Genomic DNA, 24,861 nt, shown 5'->3' with positions numbered 1-24,861 from the left:
AGCTCCGTTTTCCCTTGGTTGCGCGCTTTAGAGTGCGTCTTCGTTGGTTTCGCCGGTGCGCACGCGGATCGCTTGTTCCACGTCCAGGACGAAAATCTTGCCGTCACCGATTTTGCCGGTCTTGGCGGTATTGGTGATGGTCTCGACGACCTGATCGGCCACGGCAGAGCTGACCACGATCTCCAATTTGATTTTCGGCACGAAATTCACGGCGTATTCGGCACCGCGATAGATTTCGGTATGGCCGGACTGCGATCCGAACCCTTTGATTTCCGTCACCATCATGCCGCGAACGCCGGCCTCGGTCAGCGCCTCGCGGACCTCCTCCAACTTGAACGGCTTGATTGTCGCAATGATCAGTTTCACGATCGTCCCCTTCGTTCGGCAGGTCCCCCTGCGGTCGCCTCGCAAGCAAGGCGCCATGGGGGCGGGAATGGAATGTTTGGTGCTGATAAATTGTGATTTCCGAACGATTGCCGCCTATTTATTGTGCGAATATATATTTGTGCATAAAAAATAGTCACAATTGAGTCGCGAAAAAGCTATTGCAAGGGGCTCTCAACAAATCGTCCCGCAGCCTGTATCCTGGGGGCAGAACACAGATCGAGCAGGATCGGGCATGGCAAATACCTCGCGGGGCAAGCCGCCGCTGGTGGCGGACAAACGCTATTCTTCGGGGCGGCGCACGTCGGCGGCAGCCGGGGCGAAGAAAACGACGAAAACGACGAAAGCGGCTTCCAAGCCTGCTGCAAAGACCCGGGCAAAAACCGGGACAAAGGCTGCGGCCAGGCGCAAGGCGGCGCCGCGCCGAGGTGGTGGCGGTGCGGGCGGTGGCGGCATCTTCGGCATGTTCCGCCGATTGATCGGTGGCATCTTCCGGCTGGTCTGGGGCTTTTCCTGGCGCATGGGCATGGTGATCGTGCTGCTGATCGCCGCCGGCATCGGTTATCAATACAGCCAGTTGCCGCCGATGGCCGCGCTTCTGGACGGGCGTGCGCGCGGGTCGGTGACGCTGCTGGACCGCTCGGGCAAGGTCTTTGCCTGGCGCGGCGATCAGTTCGGAGGGGTGGTCACGGCGGATACGGTCTCGCCCTACCTCAAGCACGCCATCATCGCGACCGAGGACAAGCGGTTCTATCATCATTTCGGGGTCAGTCCGCGCGGTATCGCCAGCGCGGTGGCGATCAACCTGCGTGAAGGCCGCGGTCCCCTGTCTGGGCATGGCGGGTCGACGCTCAGCCAGCAGACGGCCAAGCTGCTCTGTCTGGGGGTGCCCTATGATCCGTCCTCGGGCATGTCGGAAAGCGAATACGAGACGGATTGTCGGCAGAGCACGCTGTGGCGCAAGGTCAAGGAAGCGATCTATGCCATGGCGATGGAGCTGAAATACTCCAAGGACGATATCCTTACGATCTACATGAACCGGGCCTTCCTCGGTGCCGGGGCCCGCGGCTTCGAGGCGGCGAGCCAGCGCTATTTCGGCAAATCGGCTTCGGATATCTCTCCGGCCCAGGCAGCGATGCTGGCCGGGCTTTTGGTGGCGCCGACCCGGTTTGCACCAACCAACAACCTGACCCGGGCGCAGAACCGCGCCAAGGTGATTGTCGGGCTGATGGAGGATCAGGGCTATATCACCCATGCCCAGGCCAGCCAGGCCCGGGCGCATCCGGCTGAGCTTTCCGAGGCCGCCGCCGCGCGGGCGGGGGGATATTTCGCTGACTGGGTGATGGACGAGACGCCGGAATTCTTCGGCGACAAGACCACCGAGGACGTGATCATCAAGACCACGCTTGACCAGCGTATCCAGACCTCAGCCGAGGAGGCGATGAAATTCGTGTTCCAGGAGAAGGTCAGCCCGGGATCGAAGGCGCAGGCCGCAATTGTGGTGATGAGCCCGGACGGAGCCGTCCGCGCCATGGTGGGCGGTCGCAAGACCCGGGTGTCGGGTGTGTTCAACCGTGCCACCCAGGCCAAGCGACAGACTGGTTCGGCCTTCAAGCCCTTCATCTATGCTACCGCGCTCGATCTCGGGGCTTCTCCGCTCGATACGGTGGTGGATGAACCCTTCTGTATGACGCTCCCCGGGTCGGGGAAGTGGTGTCCGCAGAACTATACCCACAAGTTCTATGGCGAGGTGACCCTGACCGAAGCGCTGAAAAAGTCACTGAACATTCCGGCGGTGAAGACCTCGGAGAAATACGGCCGCGACAAGGTGCGGCTGGTGGCGCGCGAATTCGGGCTCGACAGTGATCTGGCGATGGGTCCGGCGCTGGCGCTGGGCGCCTCGGAAAGCACGCTGATCGACATGACGGGGGCCTATGCGGGGATCCTCAACGGCGGATCTTCGGTCAAACCCTATGGGCTGATCGAACTCAGGCTGCTGGGGGACGACACTCCGGTCTTCGGCGCGGCTGGCGGGATCGGCGAACGGGTGATCCGCCCCGAAGCGGCGCAACAACTGGTCTGGATGCTGTCCAAGGCGGTGTCCGAAGGCACTGGTGGACGCGCCAAGCTGCCGGGCTGGCAGGTCGCCGGCAAGACCGGAACCTCGCAAGAGGCGCGGGACGCCTGGTTCGTGGGCTTTACCGCCGACTACGTTACCGGCGTCTGGATGGGCTATGACGACAATACGCCGTTGAAGGGGGTGACCGGCAGCGGGCTACCCGCCGAAATCTGGCACGAGACCATGATGCGTGTGCAGGAAGGGATGGAGCCCAAGCCGTTGCCGATGCGTGAGCCGATCGCGCCGACCCAGCCCAAGACTCAGGCGCCGGCCAGTGGCGGCGGCGGTCTGGGGGGCGCGGTCGACAAGCTGCTGCGCGATATCTTTGGTGGCGGTGGCGGCGGGAGAGCCCCGGCACCGTCGGAGCGATGAGCGGCGACAGGTCGCGGATTGCCGGGCTGTCCCGGTAGAGCGGACAGGGGCGGGGGCCGGGCATGAAAAAGCCCGGCCCTTTGCCATTTGGCGGGGCCGGGCGATCACTTTTCAGTGAATGCCTTGGAACTGGTCAGCTTGCGGTCTTCAGATCGGCAATAAGCTTGTCGATATTGCCCTGCCGCTTGTCCAGCATCGCGCCGATTTCGGTCCGTTCGGTCAGCAGCATGTTCACACCTTCGATATAGATGTTGAAGAACAGCTCTTTCCCGGTGCGATCGGAGACGTGGAAGTTGACTTCGAACGGCGATTCCCCACGCAGATACGCGGTGGTGCGCACTTCGAGGAAATTCTTGACCTGATGCACGCCATCGACCTCGAGCCGGCCGCCGATAAATTCCCGGAACCTTTGGCCGTATTTGCGTGAGATATAACCGGTGAACGCATCGGTGAAGGCGCGTTTCTGCGCGGCGGAGGCGCGTCGCCCGTCCACGCCCATCGCGTAGGCCGCAATATAGGACGTGTCCGAGTAGGATCTGAAAATACGCTCGAAATCGCGATACATCGCGGTTTCGCTCTTGCCGCTGTCGATCACCTTGTTGATGTCGGCGATCAGCTTGGTGACCATTGTGCGCGCATTCGTCTGGTTCAGGGCGAATGCGGTGCCGGGCAGAGCGGCCGCGGCCACTGCGGCACCGATCAGGTGGCGTCTGGAAACGGAAACAGTCATCAATTAAAACCCCTCGGTACTGATCTCGTCAGGCGTTATGTAGAGATCGGGAGCGTCGCCTTCCAGTTTGTAACGGCGATTTTGCAGGTAGAGCGCCCGTGCCTGGGCATAGCCGTCAGCGCTGTCATAGAGAACAGCATCCACCGTATCGGCATAGCGGCCCCGATCGCCCAGCCGTCGGGCGCCATCGGCATAAAGGCTGATGTTGTTGACCGGTTTGGTGGGGGCGAAATCAAGCGGATTGGTGAACATGTTCACCACGACCCCGACCGCGTCACGCGTTGTCGAGGGGCCGTAGATCGGCAGTTCGACATAGGCGCCTTCGCCGAAGCCCCAGACATGCAGGGTCTCGCCGAAATCGGTATCGACCTGCGGGATCTCGAATTCGGTGGCCGGATCGGCGAGCCCGGCAAAGCCGACGGTCGAGTTGATAAGGAAGCGGGCCAGCGCATGGCCCGCCTGTTTGAACTTGCCCTGCAGCAGCGAGTCGACCATTCGCCCCGGCATCGACAGGTTCTCTGCAAAATAGTTGACGCTATCGACCATCGGCGGCGGCATGACGGCGATGTAGCCCTTCGAGGCGGGGCGGACGAGCACCTTGTCGAGGCCGAGATTGAAACCGTGAATAGAGCGGTTCGTGCTCTCATAGGGGTCGAATATCTCTCCGCTCGCCTTTTGGGCGGGCGTTTTTGTTGCACAACCGGAAGTGATTCCTGCCAGCCCGATCAGGCTGGCGGCGAGCAGGGGGCGCAGCGAAAGTTCCATGGTCCGAGTCGAATCCGTTATTTACAGGCAGCGGGCGAGTAGCTCTTGAAATGTAGAGACTGACATGGTTGGTCAAAGATGGCACTTCGTCCAATACTGGATGTGTTACCTTATTGAAACAGCCTCCGGGTAGATTGCGCGCTTAGGCGCCTGATTTTGGGCCTGCCACAGCTAATAAGCACAATTGGAGAGACATGGTTACCGCTTACCAAAATAGCGCGGAGGGTTACGCCGAGCTTGCCGCTGCGCGTCGTCAAAGTCGATCGCTTTATTGGGCCGTCGGTCTGTTCAGCGTGTTCTCTAACATGCTGATGCTGACCGGACCGCTTTACATGTTGCAGGTCTATGACCGGGTGCTGGGCAGCCGGTCGGTGGAAACCCTGGTCGCCTTGTCGATCCTGGTGGCCTTCCTTTACGGGATCATGGGGCTTTTGGACTTCGCTCGGGGGCGGGTGATGGCGCGGGTGGGCGCGCGGCTGCAGGCCACGCTCGACCGGCGGGTATTCGAAGCGATGCTGCGCCGATCCGCCGTGTCCAACGATTCGGTGGCGCAGACCGGTCTGCAGGATCTCGAGGCGGTGCAGCGGCTGATCGCTTCGCCGGTGCTGCTGGTGATCTTCGATTTGCCCTGGACGCCGTTCTTCCTGGTCGGGATCACGCTGTTTCATCCCTATCTCGGGATGTTGGCGGTCGGCGGCGGCACGCTTCTGGTGCTGATCACCGTTCTGAACCAGATCTATTCGCGCAAGCCGGTGTTGCAGGCCAATATCTCGTCGCATCGCGCCGGCTTGATGGCCGAGGAAATCCGGACCGAGGCCGAAACGATCCAATCCATGGGGATGCGGTCGGCCGCCTTTACCCGCTGGAAAAAGACGCGGGATAATTCGCTGGCCGAAACCGTGGTGGCCAGCGACGTGGGGGGCTCCTTCTCGTCGCTGACCAAGACGCTTCGGATGTTCTTGCAATCGGCGATGCTGGGGCTTGGTGCCTATCTGGTGCTTCAGGGCATGGCGACCGGCGGGGTGATGATCGCCTCGTCGATCCTGCTGAGCCGCGCCCTGGCTCCGATCGAATTGCTGGTTGGCCAGTGGCCGCAGGTGCAGCGGGCCCACAAGGGCTGGCAACATCTGAGCGATCTGCTGGCGAAAGCCCCGGAAGAAACGCGGAAGACCGCCCTGCCCAAGCCCAAGGCGCGGCTTGAGGTCAGCGGGCTGACCGTGGTGCCGCCGGGCGATACGCGGGCCAAGCTGAAGACCGTCAGCTTCAAGGTCGAACCGGGCCAGGCGCTGGGGGTGATCGGGCCGTCGGGGTCGGGCAAGACCACGCTGGCTCGGGCGTTGACCGGATTCTGGCGCCCCGCTGGCGGTGTGGTGCGGCTCGATGGGGCGGCGCTCGACCAATATGCGCCTGATGTCCTGGGGCAGCACATCGGTTACCTGCCGCAGCGGGTGCAGTTGTTCGATGGCACGATTGCCGAGAATATCGCGCGTCTTGCCCCCGAACCGGACAGCGCCAAGGTGGTGGAGGCCGCCAAGAAGGCCGCGGCTCATGATCTGATCGTGTCGCTGCCCGATGGCTATGACACCCGGATCACTGCCGGCGGTGGTCGGCTGTCCGGCGGACAGATGCAGCGGGTGGCATTGGCGCGTGCGCTTTACGACGATCCGGTGCTGCTGATCCTGGACGAGCCGAACTCGAACCTCGATAACGAAGGGTCTCTGGCGCTGAACAACGCGATCAAGGGAATGAAGGCGGCGGGCAAGTCGGTGCTGATCATGGCGCATCGCCCTTCGGCCATTCAGGAATGTGATCTGCTGCTGGTGCTGGACGATGGTCACCGCAGCGCCTTCGGACCGAAAGACCAGGTGCTGCGCGAGATGGTGGCGAACCATCAGCAATTGCTGAAATCGTCGGGCATGGGGGGCATGCGATGAGCCTGGCCGAAGTGAAATCCGCAGACAAACCGTCCGCGAAACAACCCGAAATGAAGCTGTCTGCCAAGCCTGCGGCCGTGGCGGCGACCGGGGCGTCAGTGGCGCCTCCGCGTGGCTGGTCGGCATTCAAACCGCTCATGGTGGGCTTCGTGGCGCTGTTCCTGCTGGTCGGCGGGTTCGGCACCTGGGCGGTGGTGTCGTCGATCGCCGGTGCCATCGTCGTCAGCGGTCGGATCGAGGTGGAAAGCAATCGTCAGGTGGTGCAGCACCCCGACGGTGGCGTGGTGTCGGAAATCCTGGTCGCCGAGGGCGACAAGGTGCAGGCCGGCCAGGTGTTGATCCGGCTCGATGCCACCATGTTGAAATCGCAACTTGCAATCGTCGAGGGGCAGCTTTTCGAGCTGATGGCCCGGCGCGGGCGGCTTGACGCTGAACGAGATGGGGCCGACACGATCAGTTTCGATCCGGAGCTTGAGGCGATCGCGCTCGATCGTCCGGAGGTCGCTGAACTGATCGACGGTCAGCGCCGTCTGTTCGAGGCGCGCCGGGATTCCATCGCGCGAGAAACCGAACAGCTGGAAAAACGCAGCGGTCAGATCGGCAGCCAGATCGAGGGGATCGAGGCGCAACAGGCCTCTCTCAAGCTTCAGCTCGATCTCATCCAGCAGGAGCTGAACAATCAGCAGGGGTTGCTTGATCGTGGGTTGGCGCAGGCGGCCACGGTGCTGAACCTGCGCCGCACCGCCGCTGATCTGGAAGGTACGCTGGGCGAGCTGAAGGCCTCCAAGGCGCAGGCCGAGGGCCGGATCACCGAGATCGACATCGAGGTGCTCAAGCTCGGAACCACGCAACGCGAAGAGGCGATCACCCGGTTGCGCGATCTTGGTTATCGCGAACTGGAACTGGCCGAACAGCGCCGTTCGTTGAAAGAGCAGCTACTGCGGCTCGACATCAAGGCGCCTGTCGCGGGGGTGGTCTACGGGCTTGGGGTACATACGCCGCGAGCGGTGGTCCGTCCCGCCGATCCGCTGCTGTATATCGTGCCGCAGGATCAGCCGCTGGTGATCGCGGCCCAGGTCGATCCGATCCATATTGACGAGATCCATGTTGGCCAGCCGGTGATCCTGAGCATGTCGGCCTTCGATCAGCGCCATACGCCGCAGCTTTCGGGCAGGGTGGTGCGGGTGTCTGCCGATGCCTTTGACGACGCCAACAGCGGGCGGTCCTTCTATCGGGCGGAGATCGTGCTGGACGACGGGCAGGTCGATCTGCTGCCCGAGGGCAAGGTGCTGATCCCGGGGATGCCGGTACAAGCCTTCGTGCGCACCGTTGACCGCTCGCCGCTGGCCTATCTGGTGAAGCCGCTGACCGATTACTTCACCAAGGCCTTCCGCGAAAGCTGAGGTTTCCCCTTTCCGCTCCGGCGGGGAGGGGATAGCTTCCGCACCAAATAGATCAGAAGGAGAGCCGAGCGATGAGCATCGAAGGCAGATTGGAAGATATGGGCGTCACCCTTCCCGACGCACCGGCCCCGGCGGCGAATTACGTGCCCTTCGTGCGGGTGGGCGACATGCTTTATGTCTCGGGTCAGATTTCCGCGGCCGCGGATGGGCTGATCTGCGGCAAGCTGGGGGCCGACATGACTGTCGAGGCTGGCGCCGCCGCTGCGCGGGCCTGCGCGATCAACCTGCTGGCGCAGGTGCGGGCGGCTTGCAAGGGCGATCTGGATCAGCTGGTGCGCGTGGTCAAGCTGACCGGCTTTGTCAATTCGACCCAGGAGTTCACCGATCAGCCTGAGGTGATCAATGGCGCCTCGGATTTCATGGTCGAGGCGCTGGGGGATGCCGGGCGCCATTCGCGTTCGGCGGTTTCCGCTGCGGCCCTGCCGCGCGGTGTCGCGGTCGAGGTCGAAGGGATCTTTCTGCTGCGATGAGACATCTGGCCAAGCTGCCCGACGGTCTTCTGCGCCTGCCAGTGGCCCACCGGGCATTGCATGATGTGGCCGAGGGCCGCCCCGAGAACAGCCGCGCGGCGATCCGCGCGGCCATCTCTGCCGGTTATGCGATCGAGATCGACCTGCAACTGACCGCCGATGGTCAGGCCATGGTGTTCCACGATTACGATCTGAAGCGGTTGACCGGGGACACCGGCCCACTGCGTCAGCGCACTGCGGCAGAGCTGTCGCGCATCTCGCTTGCCGGGGGCGATGGCGAAGGCATTCCCTCGTTCTCCGAGGTGCTGGACCTGGTCGCGGGCCAGGTGCCGCTGCTGGTCGAGATCAAGGATCAAGATGGCGCCATGGGGCCTGATGTGGGGCCGTTGGAAGCTGCGGCAGCCCGGGCGCTGAAGGCCTATGACGGTCCGCTGGCGCTGATGTCCTTCAATCCGCATTCGATGGCGGAAATGGCGCGGCTCGTCCCCGATGTGCCGCGCGGTCTGGTGACCAGCGCCTATGATGCGGCGCATTGGCCGCTCTCCGCCGCGACTTGTGATAATCTGCGCGAAATCCCCGATTTCGACCGGGTCGAGGCCGCGTTCATCAGTCATGAGGCCGCCGATCTGGCCCGCCCCCGGGTGCGGGCGCTGCATGGTGAGGGGGTGCCGGTCCTGTGCTGGACCATCCGGTCGCCCGAAGCTGAGGCAGAGGCGCGGAAGCTTGCCGATAATATCACCTTCGAGGGGTATCTGGCTGATATCCCGGGTTGAACGGGCGGGGTCCGGGCCCAGATAGAGCCCTGACCCCGGAGGAAAGATGGATCAGGCGCAGATCGAAATTCAGGTCGTCCCGTCACTGGCGGAGATCGACGCCGGCGATTGGGATGCCTGCGCCTGCCCTGAGGTGGGCGACGGCGGGCACCCTGCCGATCCTTTCACCACCCACCGGTTCCTCAAGGCGCTGGAGGATAGCGGATCGGTCGGGCGCGGCACCGGCTGGCAACCGCAATATCTGACTGCACATCTGGACGGACGGATGATCGCCGCCGCGCCGATGTATGCGAAATCCAACAGTCAGGGCGAATACATCTTCGACCATAGCTGGGCGCATGCCTATGAGAACGCCGGCGGGCGGTATTACCCCAAGCTGCAGATCGCAGTTCCCTTCACCCCGGCGACGGGGCGGCGGTTTCTGGTGCGTTCGGGGTTTGAGGGAATCGGACAATCGGCGCTGCTGCAGGGGGCTGTGCAATTGGCTGACGCCAATAATCTTTCCTCGCTGCATGTCACCTTCTGCACCGAGGCAGAGGCCGCAGCCGGGGAGGCGATGGGGTTGCAATCGCGGGTCAGCCAGCAATTCCACTGGGTCAATCGCGGCTATGCCGGTTTCGACGGCTTCTTGGCCGATCTCTCTTCGCGCAAGCGCAAGAACATCCGCAAGGAACGGCGCGAGGCGAACGACTTCGGCGGGACCATCCACGCCTTTACCGGCGACGACCTGCGCCCCGAGCACTGGCAGGCCTTCTGGGCCTTCTATCAGGACACTGGCGCGCGCAAATGGGGATCGCCCTATCTGACGCGGGCCTTCTTCGATCTGGCGCAGGAGCATCTGCGGGACGACATCCTGTTGGTGCTGGCGGAACGGAATGGCCGCTGGGTTGCCGGGGCGCTGAACTTCATCGGTCGCGAGACGCTGTTCGGCCGCTATTGGGGGGCGATCGAACATCATCCCTGTCTGCACTTCGAACTGTGTTATTATCGCGCCATCGACTATGCCATTGCCCATGGGTTGGCCCGGGTCGAGGCTGGCGCGCAGGGCGAACACAAGCTGGCCCGTGGCTATCTGCCGGCCCAGACCTACAGCCTGCATTGGTTGGCCGATCCTGGCTTCGCCGATGCGGTGACGCGTTTTCTCGAGGCCGAGCGCGCAGCGGTGGAGGAAGAGATCGACATCCTCACCGATTATGGCCCGTTCAGAAAGATCCAAGTGGAGGAGCAGGAATGAGCGATATTCTGTCAGACGAGGCGCGCCACCTGCTGCTGGAGCCGCTGTTGAAAAATGGCTGGGCTCTGGCCGAGGGGCGCGATGCGCTGGTCAAGACCTATAAATTCGACAGTTTCGTTGATGCCTTCGGTTGGATGACCCGCGTGGCGATGTGGGCCGAGAAATGGGATCACCATCCGGCCTGGCGCAATGTCTACAAGACCGTCGAGGTCGAACTCTGGTCACATGATCTGGGGGGGCTCTGCGCCCAGGATGCCAAGCTGGCGCGCAAGATGGACAGCCTGATTTGCCAGTCCTGCTAATTTGTCAGCCCTGACGGGGGGGGGGACCGGCTCTTGTCCGATCCCCCGGGGGCTTGGGGGACGCAGGGGATTACATTGCGTCCAGCAGGCCTTCGCCGGCAGAGATTTCGCACTGGCCGGAATTCTCTTCTGCGTTCAGCACGGTGACCACGCCGTTCTCGACCAGCATGGCATAGCGTTTCGACCGTGCCATCAGGCCGGCGGGGGGCGCGTCGAAATTCATGCCGATGGCGGTGGTGAAGGCGCTTTGCGCGTCCGACAGCATGGTGATCCCGGCCGCGGTTGCGCCGGTCGCCTCGCCCCAGGCCTTCATGACAAAGGGGTCGTTGACGGCGATACAGATGATCTCGTCCACGCCCTTGGCGTCGAATTGGGCCTTGGTGCGGATGAAGCTGGGCACATGGGCGGAATGGCAGGTGGGGGTGAAGGCGCCGGGGACGGCAAAGATCACCACCTTGCGCCCCTTGGTCAGGTTGGAAAGCGCCAGCGGCTCGGGGCCATTGTCGCCGAAGCGGATCAGCGTTGCCTCGGGCAGGGTGTCGCCTGTCTTGATGGTCATGAGTGTTCCTTTCTCGAGCGATTGTGTTACGCCCGCTGGTGAAGATAGTGTCGGGGCGGAAAAGGGAAACGGCAATGACAGCGGGAGAGTGCGGGATGAGCCATATTGTGGTGATTGGGGCCGGGCAGGCCGGCTCTTCTCTGGTGGCAAAGCTGCGCAAGGATGGTTTCGAAGGCCAGATCACCCTGATCGGGGCCGAGCCGGTGCCGCCTTATCAGCGCCCGCCGTTGTCCAAGGCCTATCTGCTGGGCGACATGGCGCTGGAACGTCTCTTCCTGCGGCCGGAAAGCTTCTATGCCGATCAGAACATCACCCTGAAGCTGGGCCAGCCGGTCAGCGCCATCGACCCTGTGGCCAAGACCGTGACGGTCGGGGGCGAGGTGATCGCCTATGACGATCTGGTGCTGACCACCGGGTCGGAGCCGCGGCTGTTGCCGGCGGCGATCGGTGGCGATCTGGGCGGGGTCTTTGCCGTGCGTACCCTGAAGGATGTCGATGCCATGTCTCCCGCCGTGGTCGAAGGCGCCCATGCGCTGATCGTCGGCGGTGGCTATATCGGGCTGGAGGCCGCTGCGGTTTGCGCCAAGCGTGGCGTCAAGGTCACCCTGGTCGAGATGGCCGACCGCATCCTGCAACGGGTGGCCGCGCCCGAGACCAGCGATTATTTCCGCGATCTTCACCGCTCCCACGGGGTGGATATCCGCGAAGGCGTCGGGCTGACCCGGCTGGTGGGCGCGGATGGCAAGGTCTGTGGCGCGGTGCTCTCGGACGGTAGCGATCTGGCGGTCGATTTTGTCGTCGTCGGTGTCGGCATCGCGCCCGCCACCGCCTTGGCCGAGGCCGCCGGGCTCGAGATCGACAATGGCATCAAGGTCGACGGGCTGGGCCGCAGCTCGGAACCGCATATCTGGGCGGCGGGGGATTGCGCGTCTTTCCCCTACAAGGGCGGGCGGCTGCGGCTGGAAAGCGTGCCGAACGCGATTGATCAGGCCGAATGCGTTGCCGGCAACCTGCTTGGCGCCGGAATGGATTACGTGCCAAAGCCCTGGTTCTGGTCTGATCAATATGACGTCAAGCTGCAGATCGCCGGCTTGCATGCCGGTTATGACCATATCGTCGCGCGCCGAGGCGAGGGGCTGAGTGCGTCGTTCTGGTACTTCAAGGGCGCTCAGCTTCTGGCGGTGGACGCGATGAACGATCCGCGCGCCTATATGGTCGGCAAGCGATTGATCGACGCCGGCAAGAGCGCCGATCCCGCGTTGGTTGGCGATCCCGGGGTCGACCTCAAGGGGTTGATGCGGACGTGAGGATCATCGCAGGAGAGTTTCGGGGCCGTACGCTTGCCTCGGTCGGCAAGGGGGATGCCGGGGCGCATCTGCGCCCCACCACCGACCGGGTGCGCGAAAGCCTGTTCTCGGTGTTGACCCATTACGGTGTGATCCCCGGCGCCCGGGTGCTCGATCTCTTCGCCGGCACCGGTGCGCTCGGGCTTGAGGCGCTGTCACGCGGTGCGGCCGAGGTGACATTCGTGGAAAACGGCCGGGTGGGGCAGGGGCTGATCGCCAAGAATATCGAGATCACCCGCAGCAAGGGCGCGACCCGGCTGATCCGCCGCGATGCCATCAAGCTGGGCCCGCACGAGGGCGTGCCCTTCGACCTGATCTTTCTCGATCCACCCTATGGTATGGGGCTGGGGGTCAAGGCGCTCGACGCCGCCTTGGCCGGGGGCTGGCTGGCACCCGGCGCGCTGGTGGTCTGGGAAGAAAGCGCGCCGATGGAGCCGCCCGTGGGCTTCACCCTGCTGGAGCGACGCAAATACGGCGATACCCATATGACCCTGCTTGAGGTCGATGCGGCGGGATAGTTTCCGTCTTTCAGCCAAGTAACAAATTTGTGACGCTGCGGCGCAGCGTTTTTCGCGCCTGTAGCTCTCGCATTTTCCGGGTGGCATGCCTATTTCCCGCGCAGAACAAAAACGACAAGAACAAGACTGACGAGCGAGAATAATGACTGGATTGCGTGTGTCTCTTCTGGGCGGGATCGCCCTGTCTGCCCTGGTCGCGGGGACGGTGGCGCTTTATGCCGCCGATTGCGGGCAGCGGGTTTCCCAACGGTATCAGGAAGCGCCCCTTCACGTGCAAAAGGCAATGTCGCTGCACGCGCAGTAAGGGCATCGCGGCCTCGGAGCCATTTCCCCGGGGCAGATATGACAAAGGCAGGCCTGAGCCTGCCTTTTTTCATGTCCGGAGTGTCTCGGGCGCCGATCATCCGTAGGTCGGATGGAATTTGCCCGCTGGCGACAGGGTGAAGATATCGACGCCATCGGCGGTTACCCCGACCGAATGTTCATATTGCGCCGACAGCGACTTGTCGCGGGTCACCGCGGTCCATTCGTCGGCCAGCGTCTTGGTCTCGGGGCGGCCCAGGTTCACCATCGGTTCGATGGTGAAGAACATGCCTTCTTCCAGAACAGCACCGGTGCCCTGCCGGCCATAGTGCAGAACGTTGGGGCGGTCGTGGAACACCTGGCCCAGACCATGGCCGCAGAAATCGCGCACCACGCTCATCCGCTGGCTTTCCACATAGGACTGGATGGCATGGCCGATATCGCCGAAGGTGTTGCCCGGCTTGACCATGTCGATACCGATCATCAGCGAGTCGTAAGTGACCTGTAGCAGCCGCTCCGCCTTGCGGGACAGCTTGCCGGCGACATACATCCGGCTGGTGTCGCCGAACCAGCCGTCGACGATCACGGTGACGTCGATATTCAGGATGTCGCCATCCTTCAGCTTCTTGTCGCCGGGAATGCCGTGGCAGACCACATGGTTCACGCTGATGCAGCTTGCGTGTTTATACCCCTTGTAGCCGATCGTGGCTGAGGTGGCACCGGCCGCATTCACTTTTTCCTCGATGAGGCGGTCGATTTCACCGGTGGTCTGGCCCGGGAAAATATGTTCGGCCATCTCGTCGAGGATTTTGGCGGCAACCTGACCGGCCTTGTGCATGCCGGCAAAGTCGGCGTCCTGATAAATTCGGATACCGTCCCGGTTCAGATGTCCGCTGAGTTCGGTTTTCAAGGGTAGGCTCCATCTTTCTGCCTGATTATGCCTGTATCTAATAACTTCGGCGGGAAAGTGCCAGAGGCGCGCCCGGATGGTCGGCAGACTTGCATCTGGTGCAACGGGGCCGACCTAATCGACGAAGGGCAGGGCGTAGCCCAGGGTGATCTCCTCGGGCGAGATGCGGCAATCGAAACACAGCAGTTCGACCCCGCCGGCGCGCGCGGCGGCAAGGCCTGCGGCATAGGCCGGGTCGATGTCACCCGCGATGCCGACTCGGTCGCAATCGGTGCGCTGCACCAGATAGAGCATCACCGCGCGATGGCCTGCGGCGACCATGGCGGAGAGCTCTCCCAGATGTTTCAGCCCGCGTGCGGTTCTGGCATCGGGGAATTCGGCAAAGCCGGGCTGACGGCTCAGCGTCACCGATTTGACCTCGACATAGGTGTCCTGCCCGGCGCCGGACAGCAGGAAATCTACCCGGCTGTTTTCGCCGTATTTCACTTCCGGCCGTACCACAGGGGCCTCAAGGCCAGGAACCTCGCCTGCCTCAAGGGCCGCCTTCAGGGCGCGATTGGGGACCGAGGTATCGACGCCGGTGAAATGGCCGTTCTCGTGATCGACCAATCGCCAGCCGTATTTCAGCTTTTTCTTCGGGTCGTCGTTGGGCTCCAGCCAGATTTTCATCTCCGGCTCCGCCAGACCCATCATCGACCCGGGGTTGGCGCAATGGGCGGTCACCTCGCGCCCGTCCTCCAGTCGGCAGTCGGCCAGGAACCGTTTGTAACGTCGGATCAGCCGGGCGGGGACGAGAGGGGTTGGAAAGCGCATGAAACCCGGCCTATACCTGCCGGCGCGGCCCTTCAAGACCGCGCAGCAAGGGACGGATACCATGGGCAATCCAACCGCAGCCATGCTTGTGATCGGGGACGAGATCCTTTCGGGGCGGACCCGCGATTCCAACATGTATTTCCTCGCCGGGGAGCTGACCAGGCAGGGCATAGACCTGAAGGAAGTTCGCGTCGTGGGCGATGAGCGCGACACCATCGTCGCCGCCGTGCTCGCGCTGTCCGCGGCCTATGATCATGTCTTCACCAGCGGTGGCATTGGGCCGACGCATGACGACATCACCGCCGACAGTATCGCCGCCGCCTTCGATACGCCGATTTCGGTGCGCGACGATGCCCGTGCGCTGCTGGCCGCCCATTATGCCAAGACCGGGGCGGAGTTGAACGAGGCCCGCCTGCGCATGGCGCGGATCCCGGACGGTGCCGCGCTGATCGACAATCCGGTGTCGACCGCGCCGGGGTTCACCATCGGCAACGTCCATGTGATGGCTGGCGTGCCGACGGTGTTCGAGGCGATGGTTGCCAGCGTATTGCCGCATCTGACCGGCGGCGCGCCGCTGTTGTCGCAAAGCCTGCGCCTGCTGCGCGGCGAGGGCGAGATCGCCACACCGCTGGCAGCGCTCGCCGCCGATTTCCCCGATCTCTCCATCGGCTCCTACCCGTTCCAGAAGGACGGGGTCTATGGCACCAATATTGTCATCCGCGGCACCGAAGGCCCGCAGATCGACGCCGCGATGACCCGTCTGGCGCGCGAGGTCGGTCTGTGATGGCGGCGGCTGAGGCCGTGGCGCCTTGGCTTTTCGCCACTGTCGACGGCACCTGGCCGGCGGCGCGCTATATCCACGATGGCCCCTGGCTGCTGCGGCAGGGGCTGGGCGGCGGCAGCCGGGTCTCGGCGACCTCGGCCATGGGGCCGGTGACCGAGGCCGATATCGCGCGCGCCGAAGAAGGCATGCGGGCTTTGGATCAGCGCCTCTTGTTCATGATCCGTCCGGGCGACGAGATGCTCGATCAGATGCTGGCGGCGCGCGGCTATCAGGTGATGGATCCGGTTCAGGCCTATGCCGCGCCGGTCGAGACGTTGACGGATATTCCTGTGCCCCGGGTCACCGTATTGCAGGTCTGGGAGCCCTTGGAGATCATGCGCGAGATCTGGGCCGAGGGTGGGGTCGGCCCGGCGCGGCTGGCGGTGATGGAGCGGGCGCAGGGCCCCAAGACCGGGCTGCTGGCCCGCTTCAATGACAAGCCGGGCGGCGCGGCCTTCGTGGCGATCCACGACGGCATTGCCATGTTGCACGCGCTGGAAATACTGCCGCATCAGCGCAAGCAGGGGCTGGCCAGATGGATGATGCGCGGCGCCGCCTTCTGGGCGCGGGCCAATGGCGCCCATACGCTTTCGGTGGTCTGTACCCGTGCGAATGTCGGGGCGAATGCCTTGTATTCCTCTCTCGGAATGTCTGTAGTGGGGGCCTACCACTACCGCATCTTGCAAAAGGAGGAGATTGCAAGTGACTGAAGAGAGAGCCGCCACCGCGCTTGACCTGCCGATGGTCGACCCGCTGCCCGAGGCGACACAGAAATACTTCGACATCTGCCAGGACAAGCTGGGGCTGGTGCCGAATGTCCTGAAGGCCAATGCCTTCGACATCGACAAGCTGAACGTCTTTTCGGCGATGTACAACGATCTGATGCTGGCTCCCAGCGGGCTGAGCAAGCTCGAACGCGAGATGATCGCGGTGGTGGTTTCGTCGATCAACCGCTGCTTTTATTGCCAGGTCGCCCATGGTGCTGCCGTGCGTGAGTTGTCGGGCAATCCGATGCTGGGCGAGATGCTGGTGATGAACTATCGCGTGGCGCCGCTGGATGATCGACAGCGCGCGATGCTGGAGTTCGCCGAAAAGGCGACCATGGCCAGCTATACCATCGTCGAGGCCGACCGGCAGGCGCTGCGCGAGGCCGGGTTCAGTGATCGCGATATCTGGGATATCGCCAATGTCGCGGGCTTCTTCAACATGACCAACCGGGTGGCCAGCGCCACCGGGATGTGGCCCAACGACGAATATCACGGGATGTACAGGTAACGAATGCTCCGGAGCGGATGGTGGAAGATCGGGGCCCGGGCGCTGCTGATGGCGGCGCCCGTTCTGTGGTCAGGCAATGCCTCCGCTCTGGAGATGCCGGCGGCGGCGCGGCTGCTGTCGGAACGGATCGTGCCGCTGGGCGGTTATGATCTGCCGGTGGCTGGCTTTGACGGGGCAGAGGTGCCGGCCCGCGGTTTCGAGGGCCGGGTGGCGCGCCGGACCTGGCGGATCGACGGCAGCGCCGCGACGCCGCTGCAGCTGCTGGACCCGCTGCGCGATCAGCTCAGGGCGGCGGGCTATTTGGTGATCTTTGATTGCGCCGCGCGCGATTGCGGTGGCTTCGATTTCCGCTTCGGCACCGATGTGGCCGAGGCACCGCAGATGCATGTCGATCTGGGCAACTACCGTTTCGTCTCGGCCATTCGCGGTGCTGATGAGGCGCTGAGTCTGCTGATCAGCCGCACCGGCAGCAGCGCCTATATTCAGGAAATTCATGTCAGCCCCGCTGCCCAGGAAGAGGAGGGAACTGCCCCGGCTCCCGCCGCTTCCACCTCAGCGCCGGTCATTGCCGCAGCCACGGGGGAGGCACTGACAGATCAACTGGTGTCTGAGGGGCATATCGTGCTCTCGGATCTGGATTTCGGCACTGGCGCCGGCACGCTTGGGGCGGGGCCCTATGCCTCGCTGGAAAAGCTGGCGGCTTTTCTCAAGGCCAATGGCGGCTATCGGATCGTGCTGGTCGGTCACACTGACAGCGTCGGTGCGCTCGAAGGTAATCTGACGCTGTCGCGGCAACGGGCCGGGGCCGTGCGCGACCGGCTGATCACCGCCTATGGCGCCGAGCCGGCGCGAATCGGTGCCGAAGGGGTCGGCTATCTGGCGCCGCGCGCCTCGAACCTCACCCCCGAGGGGCGCGAACAAAACCGCCGGGTCGAGGCGGTTTTGCTGCCGGCGGGCTGACCCGCCTGCTGCCTGATATCGGCCGCGTCGTTCCATTCCATATTGCGGCACGATCAGTCGAAACATGACTTGGACTTCGGGCCGCGCCGCGCGCTATCGCGGGGGGCAGGCAAGGAGACATCAATGGGCAGGATAATCTTTATCTTCATGGCGGCGTTTCTGGCCGTCACGGGGGGCGCCGCCGCCGGAGAGCGGGTGATCTGCACCCTGGTGCAGGAGGTTGGCGTCTCTGCCCCTCTGGTGCGTCAGGGGCAATGCGATGACAGGATCTCATCGGCATCGACCTTCAAGGTCGCGATCAGCCTGATGGGGTTCGACGCCGGGATCCTGACCTCGCCGGACGCGCCGGAATGGCCGTTCAAGCCGGGCTATGCGGATTGGAACCCGGTCTGGCGGCAGGTGACCACTCCGAAAAGCTGGATGCGCGATTCGGTGGTGTGGTATTCGCAGCGGATGACCGAGCAACTCGGCGCTGACCGTTTCGCCGCCTATGTCGCGGCCTTCGACTATGGGAATATGGATGTCTCGGGCGATGCGGGAAAGGCGAATGGCCTGACCCGCGCGTGGCTGAGTTCGTCGTTGCAGATTTCTCCCGCCGAGCAGGTCGCGTTCCTCACCCGCATGATCGAGGGACAATTGCCGGTCTCGGCCTTCGCTGTCGATCAGACCTGGCTGCTGATGGACAATGGTGATCAGCCGGGCGGCTGGCACCTTTATGGCAAGACCGGCGCCGGGCTGCCCTTTGACAAGGCCGGCCAGTTGTTGCGGGGGCAGCCGTTCGGCTGGTATGTCGGCTGGGCCGACAACGGGTCTCGCCGGGTGGTCTTCGCGCGCCTTGTCCGCTTCGACACCCGTCCGACCTCGGGCTTTCCGGGGGGGATTGCGCGCAGCGGTCTGGTGATGGCGCTGTTCGGGCCGGATGGTGCGCTGAACTGAGTCCGCCTTGACACTGCGCCGGTCGGGGATGCCTTCTTGCCCCGGGCAGGGAATGGCGGGGCCATGAATATCGAACAATTGCGGGATTTCCTCTGTGTGGCGGAACGGCTGAACCTGACGCTGGCCGCCGCGCAGCGAAACACCACCCAATCGAACCTGAGCAAACGGTTGCGGGCGCTGGAGGAATACCTCGGCCGGCTTCTGATCGACCGCCGCAGCCGGCCGATCCGGCTGACCGAGGCCGGCGAGGACTTCGTGCCGAGGGCGCGCCAGATCCTGGCCGAGATCGACATGTTTCGCGGCGCCTCGACCCCCTGGAGCCCGAACGAGGGCGGGGTGTCCATCGTCATGCCGCACAGCGCAACTGTCACGATCTTTCCGGAGTTCAAGGAACGGCTGTCGCAGGCGTTGCCCGGTGTCTATTTCGCGCCGCGGATCGCCAATCACGACATGGCAGCGCGGATGTTGACGCAATCCGAGGTCGATCTCGCCATTGTCACCCGTCACCCGCAGGTGCCGATAGATGATGATTTCGCCGTCTTTCGCTGTGCTGATATCGCGACAGAGCAATTGGTGATCGTTGAACCGATCGGGGCCGGAGAGGCCGCATTGCCGCTGCATGTGTCGCACCCGCTGACCTATATCGGCCGGATCTGGCAGGCTTGCCGTTCCGATCTGCCGGTTACGGAGGAGGTGCCGCATGGGATGGCCGCCGATATCCGGGCGCATTGCATCGCCGGGCGCGGGCGTGGGGTTCTGCCTGCTTCCTTGATCGAGGCCGATGTCGCGGCGGGGCGGTTGGCCACCCGGTCGGACACTGGGGGGCTGGGCTATAGGCTTTCGCTGTTTTGTGCACCGAGGGCATCCCGTCGCGCCAGGCGGGTATGGTCGCTCGCGGCTGAGGGGCAGATTGCGCAAAGCCGCTGAGGCCGGAGGCGGCTGACCTGAAGAATGTCCGACGGAGGAGGTATTGGGCCGCTGTTCGTGCCGAGCATAAAAAAAGCCCCCGTGAGCGATCTTGAGACGGATCGGCCACAGGGGCAGGCTGGACGCCAAGGGAAACAGATTTCGGCTCAGGCAATTACCAGTCGGTCGGGCCTTTTTCGGCAAAGGCATGGACCAGAAAATCAATGAAGGCGCGGACCTTGGGCTGGGTGAAGCGGCCCGGCGGGTAGACGGCATAGATGCCCTGAGTCTCCTGAGGGAGCGAGGGCATCGCATCCTCGACTTGCCCGTCCTTCATCGCGTGGGCGTAGAGATAGCTGGGCAGGTACGCGATGCCGAGCCCGGAGATCGCAGCGTTCAGCAGGGATTGGCCATCATTCACCGACAGCCAGCCAGAGGTCCGTACCTGGCGCTTCTCGCCCGAGGGGGCGGTCAGCTTCCAGACGTTGCCGCTGGACTGGTTGGAATAATGCAATAGCTTGTGTTCGTTCAGATCGTCGATCTTCTGCGGCCGACCGAATTTCTGGATATAGTCCGGGCTGGCGATCAGCCGTTTGGTGGTTTCGGTCAGCTTGCGGGCGCGCAGGGTACTGTCTTCAAGCTCTCCGATCCGGATCGCCATGTCGAAACCTTCGCTGATCAGTTCGACGTAACGGTTGTTCAGCACCATGTTGACGGTGATGTCGGGGAAATCCGACAGGAAGTTCGACAGGATCGGCGACAGCAGGTTCACCCCGAAATCGGTCGCGACCGAAATCCTGAGCAGCCCTGAGGGCGCCGATTGCATCGACGTGACCAGCGCGTCGGCCTCTCCGGCGTCGTTCAGCACCCGGCGGGCGCGATCGTAATAGGCCAGGCCGATCTCGGTCGGGCTGACCCGGCGGGTGGTGCGGTTCAGCAATCGCGCGCCCAGCCGGGCTTCGAGGCTGGAGACATGTTTGGACACGGCGGATTTGGAGATCCCCATTTTCTTGGCCGCATCGGTGAAGCCGCCCTGATCCACCACATTGGCGAAGGCTTCCATTTCGGTCAGTCGGTCCATCCCACGATCCTCGGTGTCTTGTCTTTCAACCGGTTATCGCGACCAATCTGGGCAAGATCGGGGCAGGGATGGGATATTCTCGGGATTTTAACGGGTATCGTTTATGACGTGGAAACGACGTTTGGCGTGGGGCGCTGGCGGCTCAGCCAGTGCTGACCGTGGCGCCGTCACGGCCAAAGGCGCGGGCGAAGGCGGTTTCTCCAACCGGGGTGAAGCGGATCGCGCGGCTGCCCTCGGTGCGCCGCGCCCAGCCATTGGCGATGAATTGCGCGAACAGTGCCCGGCCTAGCTGACCGGCCAGATGCGATTGCCGCGCGCTCCAGTCCAGGCATTCCCGGCAAAGCGGTGCGCGGCTGCGCGGCAGGGTGGCCAGATCGACACCCAGCCCGGTGATGAAGCGTTCTCCCGCTTGGGTCAGTGTCAGGGTACCGCCTTCGTCAGTCACGAAACCGCGGGCGCGCATCGCTTGATACATCTCCACCCCCATCTCGCCGGCAAGGTGGTTGTAACAGACCCGGGCACGGCGCAGCGCGTTATCCTTCGGGCCGGTGCGGCTGCGCACGTGGCCATGGCCAGCGGCGAGCCCCATCAGCGCCTCGAGCACCCGGGCGACCTCGCCGCCCGAGAGGGTGAAATAGCGGTGGCGGCCCGATTTGCGCAGGGCAATCAGCCCACCCTCTTCCAGCTTGCGCAGATGCGACGAGGCGGTGGGCAGGCCGACGCCTGCCTCCGCCGCCAGTTCGCTGGCGGTCAGGGCCTTGCCGCTCATCAACGCGGTGAGGATGTTGGCGCGGGCCGGGTCGCCGATCAGCGCGGCGATGCGGGCGATATCTGGTCCTTCCTTCATGCTTCGATCATGGGCGAAGCATTGACGCGGCGCAAGCGGTTAGAAGGGGGCTTCAGACCAAGGAGAAAGCCCATGCTGACCTGCGTGATCCGCTATCAGATCGACCCCAACAAACACGACCAGTTCCGCCAGTACGCCCGCACCTGGGGGCGGGCGATCCCGCGCAACGGTGCCGATCTGATCGGCTATTTCGCCCCGCACGAGGGGTCGAGCACGCTGGCCTATGGCATCTACAATATCGAGAGCCTGGCCGTCTATGAGGCCTATCGCGCCCGGCTGGCCGCCGATCCGCTGGGGCGGGAGAATTATCTTTTCGCGCAGAAGGAGCGGTTTATTCTGCGTGAGGAGCGGACTTTTCTGAAACTGGCCTCGGGAGGAGGGGCATCATGATCGCAGTGATTTTCGAAGTGGAACCGATGGAGGGCGCGACGCCCGCCTATCTGGACATCGCCGCCGAGATGCGCCCCCTGGCCGAGGCGATCGAGGGCTTCATCTCGGTCGAGCGGTTCGAAAGCCTGACCCGGCCCGGCAAGCTCTTGTCGCTGTCCTTCTGGAAGGATGAGGAGGCGGTGGAACGCTGGCGGGCGCTGGCGGCGCATCGCGCGGCGCAGGCGAAGGGGCGGGGTGGGCTATTTCGCGACTATCGGCTGCGGGTCGCCCATGTGTTGCGCGATTATGGCATGACCGAGCGGGCTGAGGCCCCCGGGGACAGCCGGGCGGCACATGGAGAGTAGGGGGCTCTGCCCCCACGGCCTGCGGCCGTTCCCCCGGGATATTTGCAGCCAGAAAAAGGGGGGGTGAGCGGCGCCCGGAAAACAGTCCAGTGGACTGTTTTCAGCCGCGACCGGGCGTAGCCCCGGGGAGGCGCCTGGGCCAAGGCGATGGCCAGGGGCCCCGCGCCTCGACCAGGACCTTCCCGTCCCGTGTGGATCAGAGCGCGGCGGCGAGCCGCGTGCCCTGGTCGATCGCCCGCTTGGCGTCGAGTTCTGCCGCCACATCGGCGCCGCCGATTACATGGGCGGCGATGCCCTTCGCGGCGAGTGCGTCGGCGAGACTGCGGTCCGACATCTGCCCGGCGCAGAGCACCACGGTATCGGCGGTGATCAGCGTGGGGTTTTCCCGCGCCTCGCCGAAGCTGACATGCAGCCCGTCTGCGTCGATCTTTTCGTAATTCACGCCGCCAATGAAATTGACATTCTTCATCTTCAATGTGGCGCGGTGGATCCAGCCGGTGGTCTTGCCAAGCCCCTTGCCATGCGCCTGTTTCTTGCGCTGCAGCAGCGTTACCTGCCGCGTGGGCGCCGCCGGTTGCGGCCCGTCGGGGGCGAGGCCGGCGCGGTGCTCCGCCGGGTCTGTCACCCCCCATTCTTTCATCCAGGCCGGCAGGTCGGTAGCCGGGCTGTGGTCTTCCAGCAGGAATTCCGAGACATCGAAGCCGATGCCGCCGGCGCCGATCACCGCGACCGACTGGCCGACCGGCGCCTTGTCGCGCAGCACCTCGATGTAGCTGAGCACATTGGCGCCGTCTTCGCCGGGGATCTGCGGATCGCGCGGGGTGACGCCGGTGGCGATCACCACTTCGTCAAAACCTGTCAGATCGTCGGCCGTGACCGCGTGCCCCAATTCCACCGTGATGCCGGAGGTGGCGAGCATGGTCTTGTACCAGTCGACCAGACCCCGGAATTCTTCCTTGCCGGGCACCTGCTTGGCCATGTTGAGCTGGCCGCCGATCTCGTCCGCCTTGTCGAAGAGCGTGACCTTGTGGCCCCGTTCGGCCGCCGCCAGTGCGGCCGAGAGGCCGGCGGGGCCGGCGCCGACCACGGCCACGGTTTTCGGTGTGGCGGCCTTTTCCAGCACCAGCTCGGTCTCGTTACAGGCGCGCGGGTTGACCAGGCAGGATGTCAGCTTGCCGCCGAAGGTGTGATCCAGACAGGCCTGATTGCAGGCGATGCAGGGGGCGATGGTCGCCGCCGCGCCGGCTGCCGCCTTGGCGACGAAATGCGAATCCGCCAGCATCGGGCGCGCCATCGACACCATGTCGGCGCAGCCTTCGGCCAGAACCTGCTCGGCCACCGGGGGCGTGTTGATCCGGTTCGAGGTGATCAGCGGGACCGAGACCTTGCCCATCAGCTTTTTCGTCACCCAGGCGAAGGCCGCGCGCGGCACCGAGGTGGCGATGGTGGGAATGCGCGCCTCGTGCCAGCCGATGCCGGTGTTGAGAATGGTGGCGCCGGCCTTTTCGATCTCCTGCGCCAGTTGCACCACCTCGTCATGGGTGGAGCCATCGGGAACCAGGTCGATCATCGACAGCCGATAGATGATGATGAAGTCGGGGCCGACAGCCTGCCGCGTGCGGCGGACGATCTCGATCGGCAGGCGCATGCGGTTCTCATACGAGCCGCCCCAGCGATCGCTGCGCTTGTTGGTGTGGGTGACCAGGAACTGGTTGATGAAATAGCCTTCCGATCCCATCACCTCGACCCCGTCGTAACCGGCCTGTTGCGCCAGCACGGCGGCCTGGACGAAATCGGCGATCTGTTTCTCGATCCCCTCTTCGTCCAGCTCGTTCGGCGGGAAGGGGGAAATCGGCGATTTCACCGGGCTGGGCGCCACGCATTTCGGACCGAAGGCATAGCGGCCTGCATGCAGGATCTGCATGGCGATCTTACCGCCGGCCCGATGCACGCGGTCGGTGACGATGGCGTGGTTCGCCACGTCCTTGTCTGTGGTCATCATCGCCGCGCCGGGTGCGACCGAGCCCTCGAGGTTCGGGCCGATGCCGCCGGTCACCATCAGTGCCACGCCGCCGCGGGCGCGTTCGGCATAGAATTCGGCGACGCGGTTCCAATCGCCGGTCTCCTCCAACCCGGTGTGCATGGAGCCCATCAGCACGCGGTTCTTCAATGTGGTGAAGCCCAGATCCAGCGGCGCCAGAAGATGTGGGTACTCGGTCATATCGCCCTCCCTTAGCTGGCGGCAGAATTGCCGCATTGTCGGTCTCTGTCACGCCGGAACCCTGCGTCACTGGCTTGCACCCG

Annotated in this window: 27 protein-coding genes; 18 read left to right on the top strand and 9 right to left on the bottom strand. The window is 63.9% G+C overall.

Going from position 1 to position 24,861, the window contains the following annotated elements:
• Window positions 1-27: 27 nt before the first annotated feature.
• Entirely contained in the window at window positions 28-366 is a 339-nt protein-coding gene (locus G455_RS0103885; RefSeq protein WP_028092483.1) for a P-II family nitrogen regulator, read from the bottom strand.
• A gap of 253 nt (window positions 367-619) precedes the next feature.
• Between G455_RS0103885 and G455_RS0103880 the strand changes: the two genes are divergently transcribed.
• Window positions 620-2,875, top strand: a complete 2,256-nt coding sequence (locus G455_RS0103880; RefSeq protein ID WP_028092482.1) for a transglycosylase domain-containing protein — start codon at window positions 620-622, stop codon at window positions 2,873-2,875.
• 133 nt (window positions 2,876-3,008) lie between these two features.
• On the opposite strand, the gene G455_RS0103875 is transcribed toward G455_RS0103880, so the two are convergent.
• Window positions 3,009-3,605, bottom strand: coding sequence for an MlaC/ttg2D family ABC transporter substrate-binding protein (locus tag G455_RS0103875; protein WP_035366129.1), 597 nt, complete (start codon window positions 3,603-3,605; stop codon window positions 3,009-3,011).
• 3 nt (window positions 3,606-3,608) lie between these two features.
• Window positions 3,609-4,370, bottom strand: a complete 762-nt coding sequence (locus G455_RS0103870) for an MlaA family lipoprotein (RefSeq protein ID WP_028092480.1) — start codon at window positions 4,368-4,370, stop codon at window positions 3,609-3,611.
• Window positions 4,371-4,564: 194 nt separating this feature from the next.
• Between G455_RS0103870 and G455_RS0103865 the strand changes: the two genes are divergently transcribed.
• The 6 genes from G455_RS0103865 to G455_RS0103840 all read left to right on the top strand — a co-directional run bounded on the left by G455_RS0103865 (window position 4,565) and on the right by G455_RS0103840 (window position 10,546).
• Window positions 4,565-6,304, top strand: coding sequence for a type I secretion system permease/ATPase (locus G455_RS0103865; protein ID WP_028092479.1), 1,740 nt, complete (start codon window positions 4,565-4,567; stop codon window positions 6,302-6,304).
• A 137-nt stretch (window positions 6,305-6,441) separates the two neighbouring features.
• A complete protein-coding gene (locus tag G455_RS0103860) occupies window positions 6,442-7,707 on the top strand; it encodes an HlyD family type I secretion periplasmic adaptor subunit (protein WP_051312190.1) in 1,266 nt (421 codons plus the stop codon).
• Between the two features lie 71 nt (window positions 7,708-7,778).
• Window positions 7,779-8,237 (top strand): RidA family protein, encoded by a 459-nt coding sequence (locus G455_RS0103855; RefSeq protein WP_028092477.1) that lies wholly within the window; start codon window positions 7,779-7,781, stop codon window positions 8,235-8,237.
• Window positions 8,234-9,010, top strand: a complete 777-nt coding sequence (locus G455_RS0103850; RefSeq protein ID WP_028092476.1) for a glycerophosphodiester phosphodiesterase family protein — start codon at window positions 8,234-8,236, stop codon at window positions 9,008-9,010. The genes G455_RS0103855 and G455_RS0103850 overlap by 4 nt, the downstream gene beginning before the upstream one ends.
• Before the next feature lie 46 nt (window positions 9,011-9,056).
• A complete protein-coding gene (locus tag G455_RS0103845) occupies window positions 9,057-10,244 on the top strand; it encodes a GNAT family N-acetyltransferase (RefSeq protein ID WP_028092475.1) in 1,188 nt (395 codons plus the stop codon).
• The gene (locus G455_RS0103840) at window positions 10,241-10,546 is read left to right on the top strand and encodes a 4a-hydroxytetrahydrobiopterin dehydratase (protein WP_028092474.1); all 306 of its coding nucleotides are present in this window, start codon (window positions 10,241-10,243) and stop codon (window positions 10,544-10,546) included. The genes G455_RS0103845 and G455_RS0103840 overlap by 4 nt, the downstream gene beginning before the upstream one ends.
• Before the next feature lie 70 nt (window positions 10,547-10,616).
• Here G455_RS0103840 and G455_RS0103835 read toward each other — a convergent pair whose 3' ends face one another.
• Window positions 10,617-11,105, bottom strand: a complete 489-nt coding sequence (locus G455_RS0103835; RefSeq protein ID WP_028092473.1) for a peroxiredoxin — start codon at window positions 11,103-11,105, stop codon at window positions 10,617-10,619.
• A 95-nt stretch (window positions 11,106-11,200) separates the two neighbouring features.
• On the opposite strand from G455_RS0103835, the gene G455_RS0103830 reads away from it, so the two are divergent.
• From G455_RS0103830 to G455_RS26340, 3 genes are all read left to right on the top strand, one after another.
• The gene (locus G455_RS0103830) at window positions 11,201-12,412 is read left to right on the top strand and encodes an NAD(P)/FAD-dependent oxidoreductase (protein ID WP_028092472.1); all 1,212 of its coding nucleotides are present in this window, start codon (window positions 11,201-11,203) and stop codon (window positions 12,410-12,412) included.
• Window positions 12,409-12,969 carry a 16S rRNA (guanine(966)-N(2))-methyltransferase RsmD gene (gene rsmD, locus G455_RS0103825; protein WP_028092471.1) on the top strand — a complete coding sequence of 187 codons (561 nt, stop codon included), beginning with the start codon at window positions 12,409-12,411 and terminating at the stop codon, window positions 12,967-12,969. The genes G455_RS0103830 and rsmD overlap by 4 nt, the downstream gene beginning before the upstream one ends.
• 142 nt (window positions 12,970-13,111) lie before the next feature.
• Window positions 13,112-13,273, top strand: a complete 162-nt coding sequence (locus tag G455_RS26340) for a hypothetical protein (protein WP_154664336.1) — start codon at window positions 13,112-13,114, stop codon at window positions 13,271-13,273.
• Window positions 13,274-13,369: 96 nt separating this feature from the next.
• On the opposite strand, the gene map is transcribed toward G455_RS26340, so the two are convergent.
• A complete protein-coding gene (gene map / locus G455_RS0103815) occupies window positions 13,370-14,182 on the bottom strand; it encodes a type I methionyl aminopeptidase (protein WP_028092470.1) in 813 nt (270 codons plus the stop codon).
• A 114-nt stretch (window positions 14,183-14,296) separates the two neighbouring features.
• A complete protein-coding gene (gene sfsA, locus G455_RS0103810; RefSeq protein WP_028092469.1) occupies window positions 14,297-14,995 on the bottom strand; it encodes a DNA/RNA nuclease SfsA in 699 nt (232 codons plus the stop codon).
• A gap of 61 nt (window positions 14,996-15,056) precedes the next feature.
• Between sfsA and G455_RS0103805 the strand changes: the two genes are divergently transcribed.
• The 6 genes from G455_RS0103805 (at window position 15,057) to G455_RS23255 (ending at window position 19,916) form a co-directional block, all read left to right on the top strand.
• Window positions 15,057-15,779 carry a competence/damage-inducible protein A gene (locus tag G455_RS0103805; RefSeq protein ID WP_028092468.1) on the top strand — a complete coding sequence of 241 codons (723 nt, stop codon included), beginning with the start codon at window positions 15,057-15,059 and terminating at the stop codon, window positions 15,777-15,779.
• Window positions 15,779-16,528: a GNAT family N-acetyltransferase gene (locus G455_RS0103800; protein WP_035366073.1), complete on the top strand. Its 750-nt coding sequence runs from the start codon at window positions 15,779-15,781 to the stop codon at window positions 16,526-16,528. Before G455_RS0103805 ends, G455_RS0103800 begins: the two co-directional genes overlap by 1 nt.
• Window positions 16,521-17,093 carry a peroxidase-related enzyme gene (locus G455_RS0103795; RefSeq protein ID WP_028092466.1) on the top strand — a complete coding sequence of 191 codons (573 nt, stop codon included), beginning with the start codon at window positions 16,521-16,523 and terminating at the stop codon, window positions 17,091-17,093. Before G455_RS0103800 ends, G455_RS0103795 begins: the two co-directional genes overlap by 8 nt.
• A gap of 3 nt (window positions 17,094-17,096) precedes the next feature.
• Window positions 17,097-18,053 (top strand): OmpA family protein, encoded by a 957-nt coding sequence (locus tag G455_RS0103790; RefSeq protein WP_028092465.1) that lies wholly within the window; start codon window positions 17,097-17,099, stop codon window positions 18,051-18,053.
• Window positions 18,054-18,176: 123 nt separating this feature from the next.
• Window positions 18,177-18,989 carry a class D beta-lactamase gene (gene blaOXA, locus G455_RS0103785; RefSeq protein WP_154664335.1) on the top strand — a complete coding sequence of 271 codons (813 nt, stop codon included), beginning with the start codon at window positions 18,177-18,179 and terminating at the stop codon, window positions 18,987-18,989.
• 63 nt (window positions 18,990-19,052) lie between these two features.
• Entirely contained in the window at window positions 19,053-19,916 is an 864-nt protein-coding gene (locus G455_RS23255) for a LysR family transcriptional regulator (RefSeq protein ID WP_035366070.1), read from the top strand.
• 154 nt (window positions 19,917-20,070) lie between these two features.
• On the opposite strand, the gene G455_RS0103775 is transcribed toward G455_RS23255, so the two are convergent.
• Together G455_RS0103775 and G455_RS23250 are read right to left on the bottom strand one after the other, a co-directional pair.
• Window positions 20,071-20,976 (bottom strand): LysR family transcriptional regulator, encoded by a 906-nt coding sequence (locus tag G455_RS0103775; RefSeq protein WP_028092463.1) that lies wholly within the window; start codon window positions 20,974-20,976, stop codon window positions 20,071-20,073.
• Between the two features lie 142 nt (window positions 20,977-21,118).
• On the bottom strand, window positions 21,119-21,823 hold the full coding sequence (locus tag G455_RS23250) for an ArsR/SmtB family transcription factor (RefSeq protein ID WP_035366068.1): 705 nt from the start codon (window positions 21,821-21,823) through the stop codon (window positions 21,119-21,121).
• A gap of 72 nt (window positions 21,824-21,895) precedes the next feature.
• Here G455_RS23250 and G455_RS0103765 point away from each other — a divergent pair, with 72 nt between their 5' ends.
• A complete protein-coding gene (locus tag G455_RS0103765) occupies window positions 21,896-22,213 on the top strand; it encodes an NIPSNAP family protein (RefSeq protein WP_028092462.1) in 318 nt (105 codons plus the stop codon).
• On the top strand, window positions 22,210-22,557 hold the full coding sequence (locus tag G455_RS0103760) for an antibiotic biosynthesis monooxygenase family protein (protein WP_028092461.1): 348 nt from the start codon (window positions 22,210-22,212) through the stop codon (window positions 22,555-22,557). The genes G455_RS0103765 and G455_RS0103760 overlap by 4 nt, the downstream gene beginning before the upstream one ends.
• Before the next feature lie 196 nt (window positions 22,558-22,753).
• On the opposite strand, the gene G455_RS0103755 is transcribed toward G455_RS0103760, so the two are convergent.
• Window positions 22,754-24,778: an NADPH-dependent 2,4-dienoyl-CoA reductase gene (locus tag G455_RS0103755; protein ID WP_028092460.1), complete on the bottom strand. Its 2,025-nt coding sequence runs from the start codon at window positions 24,776-24,778 to the stop codon at window positions 22,754-22,756.
• Between the last annotated feature and the right edge of the window lie 83 nt (window positions 24,779-24,861).

This window comes from Pseudodonghicola xiamenensis DSM 18339 (genome assembly GCF_000429365.1).
Lineage (GTDB): Bacteria > Pseudomonadota > Alphaproteobacteria > Rhodobacterales > Rhodobacteraceae > Pseudodonghicola > Pseudodonghicola xiamenensis.
Note: the sequence above shows the minus strand (reverse complement) of the source record. Positions and strands in the feature narration are given on the sequence as shown.

Coding starts and splice junctions, on each gene's coding strand:
- blaOXA (WP_154664335.1), top strand. CDS start 18,177: ATGGGCAGGATAATCTTTATCTTCATGGCGGCGTTTCTGGCCGTCACG.
- G455_RS0103835 (WP_028092473.1), bottom strand. CDS start 11,105: ATGACCATCAAGACAGGCGACACCCTGCCCGAGGCAACGCTGATCCGC.
- G455_RS0103790 (WP_028092465.1), top strand. CDS start 17,097: ATGCTCCGGAGCGGATGGTGGAAGATCGGGGCCCGGGCGCTGCTGATG.
- G455_RS0103755 (WP_028092460.1), bottom strand. CDS start 24,778: ATGACCGAGTACCCACATCTTCTGGCGCCGCTGGATCTGGGCTTCACC.
- G455_RS23255 (WP_035366070.1), top strand. CDS start 19,053: ATGAATATCGAACAATTGCGGGATTTCCTCTGTGTGGCGGAACGGCTG.
- G455_RS0103765 (WP_028092462.1), top strand. CDS start 21,896: ATGCTGACCTGCGTGATCCGCTATCAGATCGACCCCAACAAACACGAC.
- G455_RS26340 (WP_154664336.1), top strand. CDS start 13,112: ATGACTGGATTGCGTGTGTCTCTTCTGGGCGGGATCGCCCTGTCTGCC.
- G455_RS0103805 (WP_028092468.1), top strand. CDS start 15,057: ATGGGCAATCCAACCGCAGCCATGCTTGTGATCGGGGACGAGATCCTT.
- G455_RS0103880 (WP_028092482.1), top strand. CDS start 620: ATGGCAAATACCTCGCGGGGCAAGCCGCCGCTGGTGGCGGACAAACGC.
- G455_RS0103870 (WP_028092480.1), bottom strand. CDS start 4,370: ATGGAACTTTCGCTGCGCCCCCTGCTCGCCGCCAGCCTGATCGGGCTG.
- sfsA (WP_028092469.1), bottom strand. CDS start 14,995: ATGCGCTTTCCAACCCCTCTCGTCCCCGCCCGGCTGATCCGACGTTAC.
- G455_RS0103760 (WP_028092461.1), top strand. CDS start 22,210: ATGATCGCAGTGATTTTCGAAGTGGAACCGATGGAGGGCGCGACGCCC.
- G455_RS0103845 (WP_028092475.1), top strand. CDS start 9,057: ATGGATCAGGCGCAGATCGAAATTCAGGTCGTCCCGTCACTGGCGGAG.
- G455_RS0103850 (WP_028092476.1), top strand. CDS start 8,234: ATGAGACATCTGGCCAAGCTGCCCGACGGTCTTCTGCGCCTGCCAGTG.
- G455_RS0103855 (WP_028092477.1), top strand. CDS start 7,779: ATGAGCATCGAAGGCAGATTGGAAGATATGGGCGTCACCCTTCCCGAC.
- G455_RS0103775 (WP_028092463.1), bottom strand. CDS start 20,976: ATGGACCGACTGACCGAAATGGAAGCCTTCGCCAATGTGGTGGATCAG.
- G455_RS0103830 (WP_028092472.1), top strand. CDS start 11,201: ATGAGCCATATTGTGGTGATTGGGGCCGGGCAGGCCGGCTCTTCTCTG.
- G455_RS0103840 (WP_028092474.1), top strand. CDS start 10,241: ATGAGCGATATTCTGTCAGACGAGGCGCGCCACCTGCTGCTGGAGCCG.
- G455_RS0103860 (WP_051312190.1), top strand. CDS start 6,442: ATGGTGGGCTTCGTGGCGCTGTTCCTGCTGGTCGGCGGGTTCGGCACC.
- G455_RS23250 (WP_035366068.1), bottom strand. CDS start 21,823: ATGAAGGAAGGACCAGATATCGCCCGCATCGCCGCGCTGATCGGCGAC.
- G455_RS0103875 (WP_035366129.1), bottom strand. CDS start 3,605: ATGACTGTTTCCGTTTCCAGACGCCACCTGATCGGTGCCGCAGTGGCC.
- G455_RS0103800 (WP_035366073.1), top strand. CDS start 15,779: ATGGCGGCGGCTGAGGCCGTGGCGCCTTGGCTTTTCGCCACTGTCGAC.
- G455_RS0103865 (WP_028092479.1), top strand. CDS start 4,565: ATGGTTACCGCTTACCAAAATAGCGCGGAGGGTTACGCCGAGCTTGCC.